The 19,249-nt window shown below is 68.8% G+C and carries 17 protein-coding genes; 9 read left to right on the top strand and 8 right to left on the bottom strand.

Going from position 1 to position 19,249, the window contains the following annotated elements; all coding sequences use genetic code 11:
* Positions 1 to 9 precede the first annotated feature (9 nt).
* The 6 genes from zwf to fliL form a co-directional block, all read right to left on the bottom strand.
* Positions 10 to 1,473, bottom strand: a complete 1,464-nt coding sequence (gene zwf, locus AC07OA_RS23480) for a glucose-6-phosphate dehydrogenase (protein WP_494666248.1) — start codon at positions 1,471 to 1,473, stop codon at positions 10 to 12.
* 267 nt (positions 1,474 to 1,740) lie between these two features.
* Complete coding sequence (locus tag AC07OA_RS23475) at positions 1,741 to 4,638, bottom strand: tetratricopeptide repeat protein (RefSeq protein WP_494666247.1); 2,898 nt, start codon at positions 4,636 to 4,638, stop codon at positions 1,741 to 1,743.
* Between the two features lie 21 nt (positions 4,639 to 4,659).
* The gene (locus tag AC07OA_RS23470) at positions 4,660 to 5,475 is read right to left on the bottom strand and encodes a MotE family protein (protein ID WP_494666246.1); all 816 of its coding nucleotides are present in this window, start codon (positions 5,473 to 5,475) and stop codon (positions 4,660 to 4,662) included.
* Entirely contained in the window at positions 5,472 to 6,077 is a 606-nt protein-coding gene (locus AC07OA_RS23465) for a DUF6468 domain-containing protein (RefSeq protein WP_494666245.1), read from the bottom strand. The genes AC07OA_RS23470 and AC07OA_RS23465 overlap by 4 nt, the downstream gene beginning before the upstream one ends.
* Positions 6,074 to 7,213, bottom strand: a complete 1,140-nt coding sequence (gene fliM, locus AC07OA_RS23460) for a flagellar motor switch protein FliM (RefSeq protein ID WP_494666244.1) — start codon at positions 7,211 to 7,213, stop codon at positions 6,074 to 6,076. Before fliM ends, AC07OA_RS23465 begins: the two co-directional genes overlap by 4 nt.
* A 25-nt stretch (positions 7,214 to 7,238) precedes the next feature.
* A complete protein-coding gene (fliL, locus tag AC07OA_RS23455) occupies positions 7,239 to 7,859 on the bottom strand; it encodes a flagellar basal body-associated protein FliL (RefSeq protein ID WP_494666243.1) in 621 nt (206 codons plus the stop codon).
* Positions 7,860 to 8,083: 224 nt separating this feature from the next.
* Here fliL and flgF point away from each other — a divergent pair, with 224 nt between their 5' ends.
* From flgF to AC07OA_RS23430, 5 genes are all read left to right on the top strand, one after another.
* Complete coding sequence (gene flgF, locus AC07OA_RS23450) at positions 8,084 to 8,821, top strand: flagellar basal-body rod protein FlgF (protein ID WP_494666242.1); 738 nt, start codon at positions 8,084 to 8,086, stop codon at positions 8,819 to 8,821.
* Positions 8,822 to 8,833: 12 nt separating this feature from the next.
* Positions 8,834 to 9,622 (top strand): flagellar basal-body rod protein FlgG, encoded by a 789-nt coding sequence (gene flgG, locus AC07OA_RS23445; protein ID WP_494666241.1) that lies wholly within the window; start codon positions 8,834 to 8,836, stop codon positions 9,620 to 9,622.
* Positions 9,623 to 9,626: 4 nt separating this feature from the next.
* The gene (gene flgA / locus AC07OA_RS23440) at positions 9,627 to 10,373 is read left to right on the top strand and encodes a flagellar basal body P-ring formation chaperone FlgA (protein WP_494666240.1); all 747 of its coding nucleotides are present in this window, start codon (positions 9,627 to 9,629) and stop codon (positions 10,371 to 10,373) included.
* 11 nt (positions 10,374 to 10,384) lie between these two features.
* Entirely contained in the window at positions 10,385 to 11,104 is a 720-nt protein-coding gene (gene flgH / locus AC07OA_RS23435) for a flagellar basal body L-ring protein FlgH (RefSeq protein ID WP_494666324.1), read from the top strand.
* Between the two features lie 108 nt (positions 11,105 to 11,212).
* Entirely contained in the window at positions 11,213 to 11,722 is a 510-nt protein-coding gene (locus AC07OA_RS23430) for a hypothetical protein (RefSeq protein WP_494666239.1), read from the top strand.
* A 2-nt stretch (positions 11,723 to 11,724) separates the two neighbouring features.
* Here the strand turns inward: AC07OA_RS23430 and AC07OA_RS23425 are convergent, their stop codons facing one another.
* Together AC07OA_RS23425 and manD are read right to left on the bottom strand one after the other, a co-directional pair.
* Entirely contained in the window at positions 11,725 to 13,608 is a 1,884-nt protein-coding gene (locus tag AC07OA_RS23425; protein WP_494666238.1) for a hypothetical protein, read from the bottom strand.
* Between the two features lie 134 nt (positions 13,609 to 13,742).
* Positions 13,743 to 14,954, bottom strand: a complete 1,212-nt coding sequence (gene manD / locus AC07OA_RS23420) for a D-mannonate dehydratase ManD (RefSeq protein ID WP_494666237.1) — start codon at positions 14,952 to 14,954, stop codon at positions 13,743 to 13,745.
* Positions 14,955 to 15,104: 150 nt separating this feature from the next.
* Here manD and AC07OA_RS23415 point away from each other — a divergent pair, with 150 nt between their 5' ends.
* From AC07OA_RS23415 to AC07OA_RS23400, 4 genes are all read left to right on the top strand, one after another.
* Positions 15,105 to 15,866: a FadR/GntR family transcriptional regulator gene (locus AC07OA_RS23415; RefSeq protein WP_494666236.1), complete on the top strand. Its 762-nt coding sequence runs from the start codon at positions 15,105 to 15,107 to the stop codon at positions 15,864 to 15,866.
* 314 nt (positions 15,867 to 16,180) lie between these two features.
* Positions 16,181 to 17,329, top strand: coding sequence for a glycoside hydrolase family 88/105 protein (locus AC07OA_RS23410; protein WP_494666235.1), 1,149 nt, complete (start codon positions 16,181 to 16,183; stop codon positions 17,327 to 17,329).
* Positions 17,330 to 17,363: 34 nt separating this feature from the next.
* Positions 17,364 to 17,807 (top strand): thioredoxin TrxC, encoded by a 444-nt coding sequence (trxC, locus tag AC07OA_RS23405; protein ID WP_494666234.1) that lies wholly within the window; start codon positions 17,364 to 17,366, stop codon positions 17,805 to 17,807.
* 73 nt (positions 17,808 to 17,880) lie between these two features.
* Complete coding sequence (locus AC07OA_RS23400; protein WP_494666233.1) at positions 17,881 to 19,230, top strand: PQQ-dependent sugar dehydrogenase; 1,350 nt, start codon at positions 17,881 to 17,883, stop codon at positions 19,228 to 19,230.
* Positions 19,231 to 19,249: the final 19 nt, after the last annotated feature.

Here is a 19,249-nt window from a genome sequence, read left to right as displayed (position 1 = left end):
GCGGTCAAGCTACTCGTTCCAGGCCCGGCCCTGCGGCGCGATCAGGGCGCTGGAGCCGTGCGGCCCCCAGGTGCCGGCGGCATAGGGCGCCGGCTCGATCTGGGCCTCGGCCCAGGCGGCCGAGACGCCGTCCACGAACCGCCAGGCGTGCTCGACCTCATCGCGACGCACGAACAGGGTGCGGTCGCCGCGGAACACGTCCAACAGTAGCTTTTCGTAGGCGATGCGGCGACGGCTGCCCGGGGCGCTCATGGCCAGGGACAGCGGCAGGGACTGCAGGCGCATCCCCTCCTCCGACAGGCCCGGACGCTTGGTCATCACGGTCAGCGAGATGTCCTCGTCCGGTTGCAGGTCGATGACCAGGCGATTGGACTTGGTCTCGGCCTGGGCGGCGGGACCGAAGATGTTGTGCGGCACGGGCTTGAACTGCACGACGATCTGGGTGCGGCGGTCGGGCAGGTTCTTGCCGGTGCGCAGGAAGAACGGCACGCCGGCCCAGCGCCAGTTGTCGATATCGACCTTCATGGCCACGAAGGTCTCGGTCTTGGAGCCCTTGCCGACCTCTTCCAGATAGCCTTCGCGGGCCGTGCCCTCGACCACGCCGGCCACGTACTGGCCGCGCACGGTGTCGTGGGCGACATTGGCCTTGGTGAAGGGGCGCAGCGACCGCAGCACCTTGACCTTCTCGTCGCGCACCGCGTCCGGATCGAAGCCCGACGGAGCCTCCATGGCGACCAGGCACAGCAGCTGCAGCAGGTGGTTCTGCAGCATGTCGCGCAGGGCGCCGTACTCGTCGTAATAGGGCCAGCGCTCGCCGACCTTCTCGGTCTCGGCGATGGTGATCTGCACGTGGTCGATGTGCTTGTTGTCCCACAGGGGCTCGAACAGCACGTTGCCGAAGCGCAGGGCGGTCAGGTTCTGGACCGTTTCCTTGCCCAGATAGTGGTCGATGCGGAAAATCTGGCTCTCGTCGACCACCGCGCCCACGGCGCCGTTGATCACGCACGAGCTCTGGAAGTCCTTGCCGATCGGCTTTTCCAGCACGAGGCGCGTGCGAGGACCGGTCAGGCCGGCGGCCTGCAGGGCGCCGCAGACCGAGCCGTAGAGGCTGGGCGACAGGGCGAAATAGACCACCAGGTCGCCGTACTTGCCGATCTTGTCGGCCAGGGCCTTGGCGCCGGCCTCCTGGGTGATGTCGACCGACAGGTAATCCAGGCGCGCGGCCAGGCGATTCCAGGCCGCCTCCTCGACGGTGGCGCGCTTGCCCAGCTGCTCGCGGACCAGCTTGCGGTAGCTGTCGGCGTCGTGGTCGTGACGGGCCAGGCCGATGATCCGCAGATCGTGCGGCAGCAGGCGGTCGACCTCGAGAAAATACAAGGAAGGCAACAACATACGCAGGGCCAGGTCGCCCGCGCCACCCAGCAGGACCAGCACTTCCCGACCCGCTTGATCGGTGTTTGTCTCTTTGGCCAATGTATCCACCCTATGACAACGTTGTCATGACACGCCCGTCGGAGCAATGCAAGCGGGCCCGTCAGGCGCCTCTTGTCGACGTCCCGACCGGACCGCGCGCGCGGCGTCTAACTAAGGCGTTTGGGGCTGGGCCGCCATAAGACCAATCGCTTTTCCCGGGCGAAGGTTCACCGGCTGGACACGCAAAACGCGGCCGCCAAGCCAATGGCGACCGCTTAGGCAGGTCTGGAAGGAAAAATCGCCCCCGCGGGCGAGAATCACCGAGCCCTAGTTGCTCGCCTGGGCCCGGAAGCGGTCCTTCATCTTGGCCACCCAGCCGTTGAAGGCCTCGTTGTCGGCGGTGACCTTGCTGAAGTCGCTGCTGGACAGGCTGCCAGGGTCGGCGCCGGCCAGGGCCACGCGCAGGCCGTCGGGATTGCGGGCGCCGTCGATGAAGCCGCCGAACCGCTGGCGCAGACGGGCCAGCGAAGCGTCGTCGTCGGCCAGGCTGTAGGCCACGGCCGAGCGCAGCAGCTTGGACTCGTCGGCAGGGCTCAGCACGCCCGGCGTCTTCCAGCGGTCGGCCAGCGAGCGCTCGTACATCGTGCCGGCCAGCGGCCAGGTGTGCTGCTTCCAGGCGATCTCGGCGCGGATGTCCTCGGCGTCGCGGCCCTTGTCGCTCTCGATCACTTCCAGGGCGGCGTCGTAGCGGCCCAGACCCATCAGGGCGCGGGCGGTGGCCAGGCGGCGCTCGGCGTTCAGGGCCGGCGGCAGGATGGTGGTGCGGGTGTCGTTGATGGTGTCCAGCGCGCTCTCGGGCTTGCGGTCCATCAGGTAGATCCAGGCCAGGTCCGTGGCGACCTGGGCCTTGGGCACGCCGTTCAGGCGGTTGTCGACCTGGTATTTCAGCAGCTTGGCGGCCTCGTCCAGCAGGTCGACGTCGACCAGGCGGCGCACCAGGTTGCGGACCATCTGGTCGCCGTCGGCGCCGATGGGGGTCAGGTCCTGGAAGTCGTAGAACAGGCCCACCGCCTGGATCGGCTGCATGCCATCGGCCAGGCCGTCCAGGAACAGGGTGCGGAAGGCGGTGTTGAGGTCGTTGCGCAGGGCCACGGCCTGGGGCGTGCCCGACTGGACGTTGCCGGCCGAGTGCAGCACCTCCAGCGCCTCGCGATAGCGGCCCTGCCTGATCTGCAGCTGGCCCAGGGCCCGGATGGTGTCCAGCTCGACGCTGTCGCCGCGCCAGCGGTAGCGCAGCTGATCCAGGCCCTTGGCGGCGACGTCGGGCGTGATCTGGTTCTTGGCCAGGCGGATCTGGATGGCGTGCAGGGTCGCCGGGGCGGCCAGGCGGTCGATGCCGCAGCGGGCGATGGCCTGGAACACCGGCAGGGCGCGGCTGTCGCCCTTGGCTTCGAAAGCCTTGGCCAGGGTCAGGCGCAGCTCCAGCTGGTCCTCGACCGGAATGTTGGGCAGCTTGAGCGCCTGGTTGATCAGGCGGATGGCGGTCTCGGGCGCGCCGACGCCGACCGAGGCCTCGGCCTGGGCGCCCAGGAAGCGGGCCTGCCACAGGGCCGGGAACATGTTCAGAGCGCGCTGGCCGTCGGCGAAGTGCTGGTTGGCGTCGGTCCACTGGCCGGTCTTGGCGGCCACGTAGCCGCGCCACAGGGCGGCCGAGGGATCGTCGGCCAGCACCGGCGAGGCGAAGTCGGTCTCGGCCTCGGCGTAGCGATGGGCCAGCACCTTGGCCACGCCCCGCAGGCCACGGAACTCACCGTTGCCCATCAGGGTCTGGTGAGCGCGGCCGGCGGCGTTGAGCACGCCGATGGCTTCATAGGACAGGTTGGAGCCGACCAGGAAACGGGCCAGGGCCATGCGGGCGGCCGTATCGTCGCCCTTGCCGTCGGGGCCGGCGGCGGCGGGGATGGCGCCCAGCAGGGCGTCGTAGCGGGCCATGAAGCCGCCGGTGCCGGTCTTGGACCAGTTGGCGGGATCGATCAGGGCCGGCATGGCCATGGCCTGGGGCGCGCCGGCGACATCGGCCTGCCCCTGCCCGCTTGAGGCCGACGACAGCATCAAGCCCTTGGGCCGACCGATGCGGACGATGTCGCCGGCGGCGCTCATCTGCAGGTCGCCCGAATAGCTCTCCGCCGCCAGGCCCGTGGCCGACTGCAGCAGCGCCATCTCGACATAGTCGCGGCGCGACGGCAGGCCCTTGGACGGCGCCAAGGCCGTGGCCACGGCCATGCGGTCGCCCACCGCCGGGTCGGCCACCCAAATGGTCTTGGTCGTGCCGGCCACGGTGGCGGTCAGGGTGGCGGGGCTGGCGTTGTCGTCGCGGGCGACGCGGATCAGGTCCGGCGAGTCCTGGTTCCCCGCCCCCAGGGCGATGGTCCAGTTGGAGCCCACCCCGTCCGCGTAGAACGGCGCGCCCTGGGGCGTGCTGATCCGCAGGGCGGTGTAGTCTGGGCCCTTGAAGGCCTGGATGTTGCGGTACTGCTGGGTGCTGGGCGGCAGCTTGCCGATGTCGAGGCGCGCGGGGGTGTCGAACACCACCCACACCGCCTCGCCGCGCCGGAACACGGCCGCGCCAGCCGGATTGGCCCAGTCGAAGCTCAGCTGGATCTGGCCCGAAACCTTGGAATACTTGACCGGCACCACGCCGCCGGCGGGCATCGGATTGGGCCGCTGGGGCGCGACCATGGCCACCGGAGCCGGGGCCGTCGTCGGCTGCTGGCGGACGAACAGGTTGACGAAGTCGTCGCCGTCGGCGTTGCCGGCCCGGAAGTCGGCGTCGTCGGTCAGCGCCACCACCAGCTCCAGAACGCCGCCGACGTGGCGGGCCTGGGCGCCCTTGACCAGGCGCGGCGGACCGACGTTCAGGCCAGAGAGATTGGGATTGGCGTCGCGCGTGAAGCGCAGGACCACGGCGTTGCCCTCGCGGCGCGCCTGCATGCCGCGCGAGCCAGGGAATTCAAGCCGGGTGAAGTCGGGGGCCTGGGCGACGCGGATCTGCAGTCCGCCCGGAGCGGCTGGACGGGCGGCGGCGGGCGCGGCCTTGCGCGGCGCGGGCTTGTGGGCAGGCTTGGAGGCGTGATGCGGCGCAGCCGAGATCGCTGCCGACGGGGTCGCGACCCCGAGGATGCAGATCGCCGCGATGGCCGATCTCAGAGTCTCCCCCCGTTTCATGCCCCCTGCCCGTCTCCTGTCCTAGCCGGCCTTCTTGGCGGCGGGCTTGGCGCCCGCGCCGGCCAGCGGCGTGGCGGCGGCGGCGGCTTGAGCGTTGGGCGCGGCGGCGCCGGCGGCGGCCGGATCGGTAGCGGCCAGGGCGGCCTTGCCCTTGGCGATGGCCTCGGCCGAGGTGCGGTTGGCCAGGCGCTCGGTCAGGATCTTGGCGTCGGTGGGGGACATGTTGGCCAGCACCATCGAGAGCGTGCGCTCCTTCATCTTGGCGGCGATCGGCAGGCGCACGCTGTCGTCCAGCATGCTCATGCGGGCGGCGGCGTCCTTGGGCTTCATGGCCGAATAGACCAGGACCAGGCGGTCGGTCTCGGCCTGCTTCTGGGCGTCGGCCTGCCCCAGCAGGCCCTGGATCTCGCCCTTCATGCCGTTCAGGGCCTTCATCTTGGCGTCGAGCTTGGCCTCGGCGGCGGCCAGCAGCTGCAGCTGGACGTCGATGTCCTGCTCGCGCTGGTCCAACTGGCCGCGACGCTGGCCCAGGCTCTGCAGCACGCGCAGCTCGGCCGGCGACAGGCCGGCTTCCTTGGCCAGATCGGTGGCCGAGGGCGCGCAGATGCGCGACGGCGCGGCGTTGCTGGCGGCGTCCTTGCCGGCGTCGGCGGCCGAGGGAGCCTTCTCGCCGTCCTTGGCGCCGTCCTTCGCGTCAGGCTTGGCCACGCCCTCGGCGAAGGCCTTGGCGCCGCTCAGCATGTTCGGAACGGATTTCGCGCCGGCCAGGGCGTTGACGGCGAGCACGCCGACCACGGCGACACCCACCAGCGGCAGGATGCGCGGAACGTTTTTCATCGACGGCCTCTAAAGGTCGAGCCGGGGCGCGGCGGATCTTCCGGGCCCTCGAACAGGTCATCATCAATCCGCGCTCGTGAACGCGCGGTTTCCTTTGACGCGGAAGGCCGCGCGGCGGAAGGCGGCGGGGCGTCGCGGGGGATGCGGGATTCGCGCTCCAGCAGCTTCTCGAAGTCCTCGGCCCGCAGGCGGCGCGGGGTTTCGGGCGGAAGCTCCGGCTCGGGTGCGCGGATCGGACGCGGCTCCGGAGCCGGGCGCGGCTCGGCGGCCAGGCGCTGCTCGACAGCGGCCCGACCTTGCGAGACGGGCGGAGGCGTCACGATCGGACGGTTCAGGCGCTCGTCCAGCTGGGCGGCCAGGGCCTTCGCCTGGGCGATGCGGTCGGCCAGGGTGTCGGCGGCCTCGTCGGTGGCGGCGCGCAGGTCGGCCAGGCCCTGTTCGGCGCGCATGGCGGCGCGGTCCAGGTCGCCCACGGCCTTGGCGAAGCCCTCGTGGCTGTCGCGCAAGGCCTTCAGCCGGCGCTCCAGGCGCCAGCCGACCCCCAGCGCCACCAGGAGCAGCACCGCCAGGAAACCGTTGAGGGCGATGGCCGTCACGCTCATTTCAGCTTCTGAACCGCCTTCTTGGCCGCCGAGGTCAGGGGGGCCTCGGCCCGCACGGCGATCGAGTGGTTGCGACGGCCCATGCGGCCGCGCGTCAGCGGGATCGAACCCGCGCGCAGTTCGACCAGGCTGTCGGTGGTGGCGTTCAGCATCAGGGTGTCGCCGACCTGGAGGTTCAGCACACGGCTCAACGGCAGTTGCTGCTCGTCGAGCACGGCGCGCACCTCCATCTGGGTGGTCCAGAGTTCGGTGGCCAAGTGGCCTTCCCAGATGTTGTCGCGGCCGAACTTCTCGCCCATGAACTGCTGCAGCAGCATCTTCCGGATGGGCTCAAGGGTCGCATAGGGCAGCAGAAGCTCGATTCTGCCGCCGCGGTCTTCCATGTCGATCCGAAGCTTCACAAGAATCGCGGCGTTGGCCGGCCGGGCGATCGCGGCGAAGCGCGGATTGGTCTCCAGGCGGTCCAGGCTGAACGACACCGGATGCAGGGGCTCGAAGGCGGCCTTGGCGTCGTGCAGCACCACCTCGACCATCCGCTGCACCAGCACCCGCTCGATGGTGGTGTAGGGACGGCCCTCGATGCGCATGGCCGCGGTGCCGCGACGGCCGCCCAGCAGCACGTCGACGATCGAATAGATCAGGTTGGAGTCGACCGTCAGCAGGCCGTAGTTGTCCAGCTCCTCGGCCCGGAACACCGCCAGGATGGCCGGCAGCGGGATCGAGTTCAGATAGTCGCCGAAGCGGATCGAGCTGATGTTATCGAGGCTGACCTCGACGTTGTCGGACGTGAAGTTCCGCAGCGACGTCGTCATCAACCGCACCAGGCGGTCGAAGACGATTTCCAGCATCGGCAGGCGCTCGTACGAGACCAGGGCCGAGTTGATGATGGCGCGGATGCCGGTGCGGTCGTCGTTGCCGTCGCCGGACATGTCGAAGCCCAGCAGGCTGTCGATCTCGTCCTGGTTCAGGATGCGCTCGGCGCCCATGCCGTCGCCGCCGCCGTCGTCCCAGCCGCCCATGCCGCCGCTGAAGTCGCCGAACTCGTTGCCGCCGCCGGCGTCGCCGCCGAAGTCGTTCGGCGGGTTCTCCGAGGCCCATTGGGCCATCGCGGCCTGATCGTCGATTTCGTCCGCCATGATGGTTCGCCTCAACCAGCCGAAGCTAGTTGATCAGCATCTCCTCGATCAGCACCGCGTTCACGTGGGAAGGCGCGGCGACCAGATTAACGCGGCGCAGCAGCTCGGCGCGCAGCTGATAGCTGCCCTGGCTGCCGTTGAGGTCTTCCGGACGCAGTTCGCGCAGGAAGGTCTGGAACATATCCTGCAGACGCGGGAGGTTCGGCGTCAGGGTGTCGGCCGTCTCCTCGTCGGGCAGCTCGAAGGTGAGCTTCAGCTTCAGGAAGGTGGAACGGCCGTCGGCGGCCTGCATGTTCACCACGATGTCGGGCAGGGTGTAGAACACCACGCCGTCGGGGCCTTCCTTGATCACCGGCGCGCCGGCCGCGGGAGCCGCGCCCTCGCCGCCACCGCCATGACCGCCCTTCTCTTCCTTCTTTTCCTTTTTCTTTTCCTTCTTCGGCTTTTCGTGGCCCGCCTCGGCATGAGCGTCGGGCTTGGGCTTCAGAAGCAGGAACGCGGTCACACCGCCGCCGACCAGCACGACGGCGGCGGCCGCCGCGATGATGATCATCATCGGCGGCTTCTTCTTGGCGGGAGCTTCGCCCTCGGCAGCGCCCTCTTCGCCTTCGGGGGCGGGAGCTTCCTGGGCAGGTTTCTTGGCCACGCGCGCGGTTCCTTGGAATCTATGGATCTACTCATGCGGGGAGCATGGTTAACGATGTCTTTTAGAGGCCATTTCGCCGCAGGCTGAATCTGCCCGGCAGACTCCGCCGCCGAGGGCGCGTTAACCTTCCTTTTTGTTGAAATTGCTGAACTTTTTAAGTTGGCACGAGGGTTGCTTGCAGGGATGCGGCGCATTTGTCGCGCCAGCCGTCTCGGTAACCGGTCATGGACAACGCACTTTACGTCGGACTTTCGCGGCAGATGACCCTGCGCCGCGAACTCGACATCGTCGCGAACAACATCGCCAACGCCAACACGACCGGTTTCAAGGTCGAGGAGCTGATGGTCCGCACGGAACCGGCCAAGCCGGCCCGCACCGCCGGTGGCACGAACCCCGTCAAGTTCGTGCTGGACGACGGCGTGGCCCGCGACTTCGGCCAAGGCGCCCTGACCCAGACCGGCGGCGACTTCGACGTGGCCCTGGAAGGCCAGGGCTTCTTCAAGGTCTCGACGGCCGGCGGCGAGCGCTACACCCGCGACGGCCGCTTCACCATGAGCCCGGACGGCAAGCTGGTCACCCAGAACGGCCAGCCCGTGCTGGACGACGGCGGCGGCGAGATCCTGCTGGACCCGCTGAAGGGCCCGGTCACCATCGCCAAGGACGGCACGGTCAGCCAGGGCGCCGAGCGCGCCGGCAAGATCGGCGTGGTGCGCCCCACCGACCTGGCCGCCTTCCGCAAGGACGGCGACAACCTCTATCGCAACACCACCAACGACACGCCCCAGGCCGCCCCGGACGCCAAGGTCCATCAGGGCATGCTGGAAGCCTCCAACGTCCAGTCGATCACCCAGATCACCAAGCTGATCGAGGTCAACCGCGCCTACGAGAGCGTGGCCAAGATGATGGATCAAACCTCGGAACTGTCCCGGAGCGCCGTCGAGCGCCTGGGCAAGCCGCAGTAAGGATAACCCACGATGCAAGCGCTCCGCACCGCCGCGACCGGCATGTCGGCTCAACAGCTGAACGTCGAAGTCATCTCGAACAACATCGCCAACATGAACACCGTGGGCTTCAAGCGCCAACGGGCCGAGTTCCAGGACCTGATCTATCAGACGATCGAACGGGCCGGCTCGCAGTCGTCGGGCGACGGCAACGTGGTCCCGACCGGCGTGCAGATCGGCGGCGGTGTGAAGGCCGGCTCGGTCTACCGCATCCACGAGCAGGGCACGCCCACCATGACGAACAACGAGTTCGACGTGGCCATCCAGGGCAAGGGCTTCCTGCAGATTCTGCTGCCCTCGGGCGAGACGGCCTATACCCGCGCCGGCAACTTCTCGACCAACGACCAGGGCCAGATCGTCACCGAGGACGGCTACACCGTCCAGCCGGGCATCACGATCCCGCAGAACGCCGTCGCCACCACCATCAGCAAGACCGGCCTGGTGCAGGTGAAGATGGAAGGCAACCCCACGCCCCAGACCGTGGGTCAGCTGGAACTGGCCAACTTCATGAACGAAGGCGGCCTCGAGGCCATCGGCGACAACATGTTCATGGAAACCGCGGCCTCGGGCGCGGCCAACATCGCCGCCCCCGGCCAGCCTGGCTTCGGCACCCTGCTGCAGAACTACACCGAAGCCTCGAACGTGGACTCGGTCAGCGAAATCACCGCCCTGATCGTCGCCCAGCGCGCCTACGAGATGAACTCCAAGGTCATCACCACGGCCGACCAGATGCTCCAGGCCACCTCGAACCTGCGGTCGTAAGCTCATGAAACTGTTCGCTGTCTCCATCGCCGCCCTGCTGATCGCCACCCCGGCCCTGGCCGGACAGGCCGTATCGCTGCGCGCCGACACCACCGACGCCGACGGCAAGATCACCCTGGGCGAGCTGTTCGACGGAGCCGGCGCGGCCTCGGACATGGTGATCGCCACCCGCGTGGGTCCCTCGGCCGTGCTCGACGCCGGCGCGGTGCAGATCGCCGCCCGTCGCGCGGGCCTGGACTGGGACAACGCCATGGGCGTTCGCCGCATCATCGTGCGCCAGGGCGCGGGCTCCGGCCCGGCCCTGGCCGGCGCCCCGCGCGGCAACGTGGAAGTTCTTGCCTACGCCCGCAGCCTGTCGACCGGCGAGATGGTCCAGCCGGAAGATCTGGTCTGGGTGAAGATGGCCGCCGCCCCCTCGGACGCCCCGCGCGACGCCGACGACGTGATCGGCATGACCGTCAAACGCCCGCTGCGCCAAGGCGCGGCCGCCAGCCTGCGCGACGTCTCGACCCCGCAGGTCATCAAGGCGGGCGATATCGTCGCAGTCACCTACGAGGACGACGGCGTGGCCCTCACCTTGCAGGGCAAGGCCATGTCGGCGGCGGCCATCGGTGAAAGCCTGATGGTCCAGAACACCGCCAGCAAGAAGATCATCGAGACCGTGGTCACCGGACCCGGCTCGACCGCCGTCGGCCCGCAGGCGATGCGCCTGAAGGCCAGCCGTAACACCCTGCGCTACGCCGCTCGCTGAGAAGGTCACACATCATGCGCCCCGCCCTCGCCGCCCTCCTGCTGCTCGCCCCGCTCGCCGCCTGCTCGACCGTTTCGGAAGCCGTGAAGGGGCCGCAACTGGCCCCCGTCGGCTATCCCGCCCAACTGGCGCCGATGACCCAGCAATTCGCGCCCCAGCCCCAGGCCGCCTCGGCCAACTCGCTGTGGCGGACGGGCGCGCGCACCTTCTTCAACGACCAGCGCGCCAGCAAGGTCGGCGACATCCTGACCGTGATGATCGACATCGACGACAGCGCCACGACCAAGGATCAGACGGCCACGTCGCGCGCCTCGAACAGCTCGCTGGGCGTGCCCAACTTCCTGGGCCTGGAATCCAGCCTCGGAAAAGTTCTGCCGGGCGGCTTCGATCCGTCCAACATGATCAACACCAAGTCGGGCACGTCCAACGCCGGCGCCGGTTCGGTGAACCGCTCGGAAAAGATCAGCCTGACCATCGCCGCCATCGTCGCGGGTGTGCTGCCCAACGGTAACCTGATCATTCAGGGCACCCAGGAAGTGAAAACCAACAACGAAGTGCGCCAGCTGACCGTGGCCGGCATGGTGCGCCCCGAGGACATCTCCTCGGCCAACACCATCAAGCACACCCAGATCGCCGAAGCCCGCATCAGCTACGGCGGCCGCGGCGACATCAGCCGCGTCCAGAAGACCCCGGGCGGCCAGGCGCTGGTCGAGAAATTCTCGCCGTTCTAAGGGCTTGGCGCGCAAGCGCCTGGGCCGACTCCTTGATCGGGCGGACGTGCGGGACCAAGTTACCCTGCGTCCGCCCGGCTTTCCGGGCCCGTTCCCGGAGCCGACCTCATGAGCAAGACCGCTCGCGCCCTCACCGCCCTGGTCGGCGCCGCCGTGCTGACGACCGCCCTGCCCCTGGCCGCGAACGCCCAGACGTTCAGCGGCCCCATGGGCGTTTCCGGCCGCTGGGCCATCGACCTGCCGCGCTCCAAGTTCAACGAGGCCCTGACCGGCCCGCCGCCGCTGAGCGGCGAGCTGGACGTCACCATCGACGACGGCAAGACCCTGGCCTGGACCCTGGTCGAGGTGGACGAAGCCGGCGTCGCGGCCCTGCAGTTCGCCCACGCCGTGCTGGACGGCCAGCCGACCCAGGCCGTGGTCAATCTGAACCTGGTGAACATCAGCGTTCAACGCGTCGGCCAGAGCGCGGTGACCGTCACCACCCACGGCGACGGCGGCTCGCGCCACCAGTCGATGAAGGTGACCCGCACCGATCCCGACACCCTGCTGGTCGAGCAGGACATCGACGGCAAGCCCGGACCGCCGGACCAGACCCTGATCCTGACGCGGGTGAAGTAGGTCTAGCGGTAGCTCAGCGTCCAGCTCACCGTCAGCGGTTCCGACAATGTCCGCGCGCCGCCAGCGCACTCCACCAGACTCTGGAACGCGCCGGTCGGCGTCCGATAGGCTTTCTCGTCGTCCAGCGGACGTGACTTGCAGTCCAACCCGCTCACCTTGAAGCCCGTTACGTCGCCCTGGCGGTAGGTGGTGGCCCCGCCCTTGGTGGCCGGCCCGGCCGAAAACGAGGCGAACGACAGGTCTATAGCCTTCAGCTCTTGCCCCGTCTTGGGCATGAAGACGTCCGTGCGGCTGATTTTGCCGGGTTCCAGGACGTAGGTCGTCTTAACACTCAGGCGGTCGTCCGCGATCGGGGCGTCGGTTCCCAGCCTGTCGAGCCGGTCCTGTTCGTAGGTGACGATGGTCAGGGCGCCCTGCTCGGTCACCTTGACGTTGCGGGCATAGGCCAGCGGCGTCAGTTTCGATCCGTCGGCCAGGGTGACGCGCGGCAGCAGTTGCGGGAACTCGCCGTCGGCCACGCCCGCCAGCATCCCGGGCGAGAACGGGATCGGATAGTAGGGCGTGTTCTCGTGCTGGCTCTTGCCGCCGTTGATGATCGGCAGGCCGATCACGCGCCCCTTGTCCCGAAGTGTCACCACAAGCCGGTCGTTTTCACCCCGCGCGAACCAGGTCGTCCGCCGTTTGGGCAGCTTGCCCAGCCAGGCCGCGTAGCCGGGGTCGGGCGCCTTGTCCTTGAAGCCGAGCTCGTTCCAGATCGCGCTGGTATAGATGTGCTGGCGGGCCAGGCTGAGGTTCTCGCCCAGGATCCGGTGCTTGCCGCGATAGGCGTCGGTGCGCCGGCCGCCCTCCCACAGGTTCACTGATCCCATCTTCGGGTCGAACCAGAAGTCCATGTAGCGGGCGGTGACGCGCGAGGAGAAGGCGTAGGCCATTCTCTTTTCCTCGGGCGTCAGCACGTCCAGCTTGGCCGCCGCCGTCAGCACTTCCAGGAACGCCGTCTCGCCGTAGGTTCCGATGCTGCGGCCGTATTCGAAGCCTTCGCCGCGCAGGTTCAGGCGCGGCAGCATCAGGTCGACGGACTTGCGCAGCCAGCCTCTCACCTCCGGCGTGGCGGGCATGTCGGCCTCGATCAGGCGGTGGCTGATCTCGCCGATCAGCAGCACGCTGTAGCGGTCGAACCGCCCGTCGCCGTCGGTTTCGTCGGCGAAACCGTACTCGCCCGAATACTTGCGATAGTGGTCCAGCGTGCGCTCCAGCAGCGCCTCGCTGGCCGAGGCGTCCTCCCAGCCCAGCTGGTAGCGCAGCCGCGCCACGCTGAAGGCCACACCGTAATAGTTGTTGGGCAGGTCGATCAGGGTCAGGTCGTCGGCGCGGACGAACTTTCGCCAATCGAGCTTGGCCCGCAGCTTGACCAGGGTCTGGGGCGAGACCGCCTGCTCCAGCAGGCCAGCCTCCTGCAGCATGTGCAGGGCCTGGCAGTAGTAGTAGATGCCCCAGGTGTTGTTGGTGTCGTCGACCGTCATGTCGGCGATCTGCCGATAGCCCGCCAGATAGGTCTGGAACCTGGGATCGTCGCGCGGCGTGTCGACCAGCAGATAGGCCAGGCCGATGGCCACCTTGCCGGGCAGGAACTTGTCGTCGGCGTCGAACACCCGCACCCCGTCCAGGGTCATGTCGCGCTTCTCGACCATCAGCTTGTCGAGCAGCACAGCCATCTGCGGCAGCAGGCGGGTCTCGACCGTCCGGTTCATCGGCGCGACCGTGCGGTAGAGCCGCCCGCGCCCGCCGGGGTCAGGCTGGGCGGCGGGAGCCGGGGCGGCGGCGGCCAACAGGGCGGCCGCCAGGACGAAGGCGCCGGCGCGACGCGGCATGGACTTGGACGACATGGTTTCCCCGCCCGTCGCCGCCGAAACGCGCGGCGATCGTTATTGGTTCGACCACCTGCTAGCGACGCCACCAATATTGTCAAGCCAATCTACATATTGGTCATGTCAATGTGAAGGTGGCCGAACGTCCCGGATCACCAGTTGTACATCGTCCCGTCCTCCAGCCGGTTCACCGGCAGGTAGGCGCGCTTGTAGGGATATTGCTCGGCCAGGGTCTCGTCGATGTCGACGCCCAGCCCCGGCGCCTCGCCCGGATGCAGCATGCCGTCGCCGAAGCTGTAGGCGTGCGGGAACACCGCGTCGGTCTCCGGCGTGTGGCGCATATATTCCTGCAGGCCGAAGTTCGGGATCGACAGGTCGAAGTGCAGGGCCGCGGCCATGGTCACCGGCGACAGGTCGGTAGCCCCGTGGCAGCCGGTGCGCACATGGTGCAGGTCGGCGAAGGCGGCGATCTTCTTCAGGTTGGTGATCCCGCCGGCGTGCAGCACCGTGGCCCGCAGATAGTCGATCAGCTGTTCCTGGATCAGGATGTTGGCGTCCCAGACGTGGCTGAAGATCTCGCCCACGGCCAGGGGCGTGGTGGTGTGCTGGCGGATCAGGCGGAAGCCGGCCTGGTTCTCGGCGGGTACGGCGTCCTCCAGCCAGAACAGGCGGTAGGGCTCCAGATCCTTGCCCAGGCGCGCGGCCTCGATGGGCGTCAGGCGATGGTGGACGTCGTGCAGCAGATGGACGTCGTCGCCCAGGGCCTCGCGCGCGGCCTCGAACAGCTTGGGCGCGTGCTTGAGGTACTTGGCCGTCGACCAGACGTTCTCGGTGGGAAGATCCGCATCGGCCGGCTCGTAGAACATCTTGTCGCCCGACACCCCGTAGGTGCTGGCCAGGCCCGGCACGCCGGTCTGCAGGCGGATGGCCTTGTAGCCCAGGGCCTTGTACTTCTGGGCCTCGGCGATGGTGTCGGCGATGGTCTCGCCGTTGGCGTGACCGTAGACGGTGACGCCCTCGCGGCAGGCGCCGCCCAGCAGCTGGTAGACCGGCAGGCCCGCGACCTTGCCCTTGATGTCCCACAGCGCCATGTCGACGGCCGCCAGGGCGCTCATGCCCACCGGGCCGCCGCGCCAGTACGAGCCGCGATAGAAGAACTGCCAGATGTCCTCGATGCGATGAGCGTCGCGGCCGATCAGGCAGGGGATCATGTGGTCGCGCAGATAGCTGACCACCGCCAACTCGCGGCCATTCAGCGTGGCGTCGCCCACCCCGGTGACGCCGTCCGAGGTGGTGATCTTCAGGGTGACGAAGTTGCGCCCCGGGCAGGTGACGATCACCTTGGCGTCGACAATCTTGAGCATGGAAATCTGGTCTACCTGAATCTCTTAAGTGGCCTGACCAATCCATAGACAAGATATTACAATTGCGCCAGAGCGAACCGGCGTGGCGTCTTTCGCGGCCTTGCTCTAGGCTGGCGCGGGCCCGGCACGCGCGCCGGGCGGGAAAGTCGCATGACCACGTCGACCGCAGAAACTCGCAAGCTCTACCAGCAGGTCGCCAACGCGATCGCTCAATCCATTCGCGACGGCGCCTACCAGCCTGGCCACCGCCTGCCGTCCGAGCGCGACCTGGCCGAGGACTACAAGGTCAGCCGCCCCACCGTGCGCGAGGCGATGATCGCCCTGGAAATTCGCGGCCTGGTCGAGGCCCGCCACGGTTCGGGCGTGTATGTCACCGAGGCCGCGCCGGCCGAGGCCCCCGCCCCCGAGCTCGACATCGGCGCCTTCGAGCTGACCGAGGCTCGCCGGCTGATCGAGGGCGAGTCCTGCGCCCTGGCCGCCACCACCATCACCGACCAGGAACTGATCGACCTGGAAAAGATCCTCGACGACATGGTCGCGGAGAACGAACACGACGTGCGCGGCGACCTGGCCGACCGCCGGTTCCATGTCACCATCGCTCGCGCCACCCGCAACGCCGCCCTCGTCTCCGTGATCGAGAACCTGTGGGACCTGCGCTACAAGTCGCCCCTGTGCCGCGCCATGCTGGAGCGCGGCCGCCAGGTGGGCGTGCGCCCGCTGATCGACGACCACCAGGAAATCCTCAGCGCCCTCAAGGCCCGCGACCCCAAGGAAGCCCGCAACGCCATGCGCGAGCACCTGGGCCGGGTGATCGACAACCTGCTGACCGCCACCGAGATCGACGCCATGCAGCAGGCCCGCAGCGAAGTCGCCGCCCGCCGCAGCGAACTGGCGCGCCGCTCGCTCATCTAGCGATTCGGGAATTTGGATGGGCGGCTGGAGGGAAGGCTCCAGCCGCCCGTCGCCGGCCGGCCCCGGGAGGAGGTGCGGTTGAAGGACAAGTTCACCGCGTAGGCCGACGAGGTTCGTCGGACCTCACCATAGCGCCGTTCCACCTCGACGCAAGCAAATTGGCCTGACCATAAATCGTACAAAAGATAATTTTGGCCAGACCTATCATCCTGATACCGCTACACATTCATCTAGTGGCTTGACCAGCCGGCAAACCGACCTAGCACTGCCCGATGACGTGGCGGCACAGTCGCGCACTCCGGGGAGTCGTAGCCATGCGCGCCAGCCTGTTCATCGCCCTTGCCGTGCTGACCCTGGCCGCCGGAGAGGGAACCGAGGCCCGCCCCGACCCTCCCGCCCCGGTCGTGGCCACGCCCGCCGCCGCCCAGGCCGTGACGCTGGGCCGCCGGGTCGCGGCCTGGCAGTTTGCCCATATGGACAGGTTCGACTACGTCCACGCCCATCCCAAGACCGCCGATCCGCGCGGCTGGGTGCAGGGCGCGCTGTTCGTCGGCCTGGCCGCCTTCGCCGACCGGACCGGCGACGCCGACCTGGTCCAGGCCGCCCGCGCCCACGGCGTCAAGGAAGGCTGGAACCTGGGCGCCCGCCCGCTGCACGCCGACGACCACGTGGTGGGCCAGACCTGGCTGTGGCTCTACGGCAAGGACCACGACCCGGCCCAGATCGCGCCCCTGAAGGCCCGCTTCGACGCCATACTGGCCGATCCGCCCCACGCCGACATGACCTTCATCGACGGCGCCGAGGACCAGCCCTGCCAGGCCCGCTGGTGCTGGAGCGACGCCCTGTTCATGGGTCCGGCGACCTGGACGGGCCTCAGCCGCGCCACCGGCGATCCCCGCTACGCCGCCTATGGCGACAAGGAGTTCTGGGCGACGACCGACTATCTGTTCGACCAGCAGGAAGGCCTCTTCTACCGCGACAGCCGCTATTTCGACCGTCGCGACGACCAGGGCCGCAAGATCTTCTGGAGCCGCGGCAACGGCTGGGTCTATGCCGGGATCGTCGACATCCTGAGGACCCTGCCCGCCGATCATCCGTCGCGCCCGCGCTACGAGGCCCTGTTCCGCCGGATGTCCGACAGGCTGGTTGCGCTGCAGAAGCCCGACGGCTGCTGGGCCCCTTCCCTGCTGGCGCCCGAACACGCCCCGCCCGAGACCAGCGGCACGGGCTTCTTCGTCTACGGCCTGGCCTGGGGCCTCAACCACGACCTCCTGAAGGGACAGACGTACGAGACGGCCGTCGCCAAGGGCTGGTCCGCCCTGGCCGGCGCGGTCAAACCGGACGGCAAGCTGGGCTGGGTGCAGCAGATCGGCTACGCGCCCGACCACGTCGAGGCCGACGACACCCAGCTGTACGGTGTGGGCGCTTTCCTTCTAGCCGCGTCCGAGGTCGCCGCGCGATAGAACCGAAGCCCCGCCGCGCCGTTGAGATCAGGCCATGACCGAAACCGTGAACATCGTCTGCCCGCACTGCGACGCCACCAACCGCCTGCCGGCCGAGCGCGACGCCAAGGCGGCCAAGTGCGGGCGCTGCGGCCAGCCCCTGTTCACGGGCCAGCCCGTGGACCTGACCACGCCGCGCTTCCGCAAGCACGCCGCCAACAGCCAGATCCCGGTCGTCGCCGACTTCTGGGCGGCCTGGTGCGGCCCCTGCAAGGCCATCGCCCCTATCTATGCCCGCGCGGCCGCCGAACTGGAGCCCCGCGCCCGCTTCGTGAAGATCGATGTCGACGCCGAACCCGCCCTGGCCCAAACCTACGGCGTGCGCGGCATTCCGGCCCTGTTCCTGTTCAAGGACGGCAAGGTCGTCGCCAACCAGGCCGGCCTGCCCGATCCCGGCTTCTTCCGCCGCTGGCTGGACGAGCACGCCCCCGCACGCTGAACCCTGGCGTCGCCGGACCTGAAGGGGCAGTCTCGCGTTAAGCCTCGACACGACAGAGGGACGGACGCCCGCCATGCCCAAAGCCCATCACGCCCTGACGCTTCTCGGGCCCGCCGCCCTGCTGCTGTCGGCCTGCGGCGCGGGGCCCGCCCTGCCGCCAGAACAGGGCTACGGAACCGATCCCGCCCTGCCCGCCGCGAAGAAGCAGGCTCTGCCGGTCATCAAGATCGCGCCCGCCGTGGGCTGGGCCGACGGCCAGACGCCGGACGCCGCGCCGGGCTTCGTGGCCACCGCCTTGGTCCGGGGCCTGGACCATCCGCGCTGGCTCTACGTCCTGCCCAACGGCGACGTGCTGATCGCCGAGACCAACGCCCCGCCCAAGCCGGACGACAGCAAGGGCTTCAAGGGCTTCGTCGAGAAGATCATCATGGGCCGGGCCGGCGCGACCGTTCCCTCGGCCAACCGCATCACCCTGGTGCGCGACGCCGACAACGACGGGACGCTGGAGGCGCGCAGCGTCTTCCTGTCGGGCCTGAACTCGCCGTTCGGCATGGCCCTGGTCGGCGACACCCTCTACGTGGCCGACAGCGACGCCCTGCTGGCCTTCCCCTACCAGACGGGCCAGACCAAGATCACCGCCGCCCCGCGCAAGATCGCCGACCTGCCGGCGGGGCCGATCAACCACCACTGGACCAAGAACGTCATCGCCAGTCCGGACGGCTCGAAGCTCTATGTGACCGTCGGCTCCAACAGCAATGTCGGCGAGAACGGCATGGCCGCCGAGGAGCGGCGCGCGGCGATCCTGGAAATCGATCCGGCCACCGGCGCCAGCCGCGTCTTCGCCTCGGGCCTGCGCAATCCCAACGGCATGGGCTGGCAGCCTCAGAGCGGCGCGCTGTGGACCAGCGTCAACGAACGCGACGAGATCGGCAACGACCTGGTCCCCGACTACATGACCTCGGTCAAGGACGGCGGCTTCTACGGCTGGCCCTACAGCTATTACGGCCAGACCATCGACACGCGGGTGAAGCCCCAGCGCCCCGACCTGGTGGCCAAGGCCATCAAGCCCGACTACGCCCTGGGCGCCCACACCGCTTCGCTGGGCCTGACCTTCTACGACGCCGCCGCCTTCCCTGCCCGCTACCGGGGCGGAGCCTTCGTGGGTCAGCACGGGTCGTGGAACAGGAAGCCCGTCAACGGCTACCGCGTGGCCTTCGTGCCCTTCGCCAATGGCATGCCGTCCGGTCCGGCCGAGCCGTTCCTGACCGGCTTCCTCGATCCCAAGGGCCAGGCCCTGGGTCGGCCGGTGGGCGTGACGGTCGACAAGTCCGGCGCCCTGCTGGTGGCCGACGATGTCGGCAACGTCGTCTGGCGCGTGGCCTCGACCACCGCCCCGCCGCCGCCCGCGGCCAAGGCGCCCTGACCGGCGCCACCGACCACCT

The sequence above is a fragment of the Caulobacter sp. GW821-FHT09B08 genome, from assembly GCF_059418225.1.
Note: the sequence above shows the minus strand (reverse complement) of the source record. Positions and strands in the feature narration are given on the sequence as shown.

Bases quoted from the DNA above. Each gene is read 5' to 3' on its own strand.
- trxC (WP_494666234.1), top strand. From the start codon at position 17,364: ATGACCGAAACCGTGAACATCGTCTGCCCGCACTGCGACGCCACCAAC.
- flgG (WP_494666241.1), top strand. From the start codon at position 8,834: ATGCAAGCGCTCCGCACCGCCGCGACCGGCATGTCGGCTCAACAGCTG.
- manD (WP_494666237.1), bottom strand. From the start codon at position 14,954: ATGCTCAAGATTGTCGACGCCAAGGTGATCGTCACCTGCCCGGGGCGC.
- AC07OA_RS23425 (WP_494666238.1), bottom strand. From the start codon at position 13,608: ATGTCGTCCAAGTCCATGCCGCGTCGCGCCGGCGCCTTCGTCCTGGCG.
- flgF (WP_494666242.1), top strand. From the start codon at position 8,084: ATGGACAACGCACTTTACGTCGGACTTTCGCGGCAGATGACCCTGCGC.
- AC07OA_RS23400 (WP_494666233.1), top strand. From the start codon at position 17,881: ATGCCCAAAGCCCATCACGCCCTGACGCTTCTCGGGCCCGCCGCCCTG.
- AC07OA_RS23470 (WP_494666246.1), bottom strand. From the start codon at position 5,475: ATGAAAAACGTTCCGCGCATCCTGCCGCTGGTGGGTGTCGCCGTGGTC.
- AC07OA_RS23415 (WP_494666236.1), top strand. From the start codon at position 15,105: ATGACCACGTCGACCGCAGAAACTCGCAAGCTCTACCAGCAGGTCGCC.
- AC07OA_RS23410 (WP_494666235.1), top strand. From the start codon at position 16,181: ATGCGCGCCAGCCTGTTCATCGCCCTTGCCGTGCTGACCCTGGCCGCC.
- flgA (WP_494666240.1), top strand. From the start codon at position 9,627: ATGAAACTGTTCGCTGTCTCCATCGCCGCCCTGCTGATCGCCACCCCG.
- AC07OA_RS23465 (WP_494666245.1), bottom strand. From the start codon at position 6,077: ATGAGCGTGACGGCCATCGCCCTCAACGGTTTCCTGGCGGTGCTGCTC.
- AC07OA_RS23430 (WP_494666239.1), top strand. From the start codon at position 11,213: ATGAGCAAGACCGCTCGCGCCCTCACCGCCCTGGTCGGCGCCGCCGTG.
- AC07OA_RS23475 (WP_494666247.1), bottom strand. From the start codon at position 4,638: ATGAAACGGGGGGAGACTCTGAGATCGGCCATCGCGGCGATCTGCATC.
- fliM (WP_494666244.1), bottom strand. From the start codon at position 7,213: ATGGCGGACGAAATCGACGATCAGGCCGCGATGGCCCAATGGGCCTCG.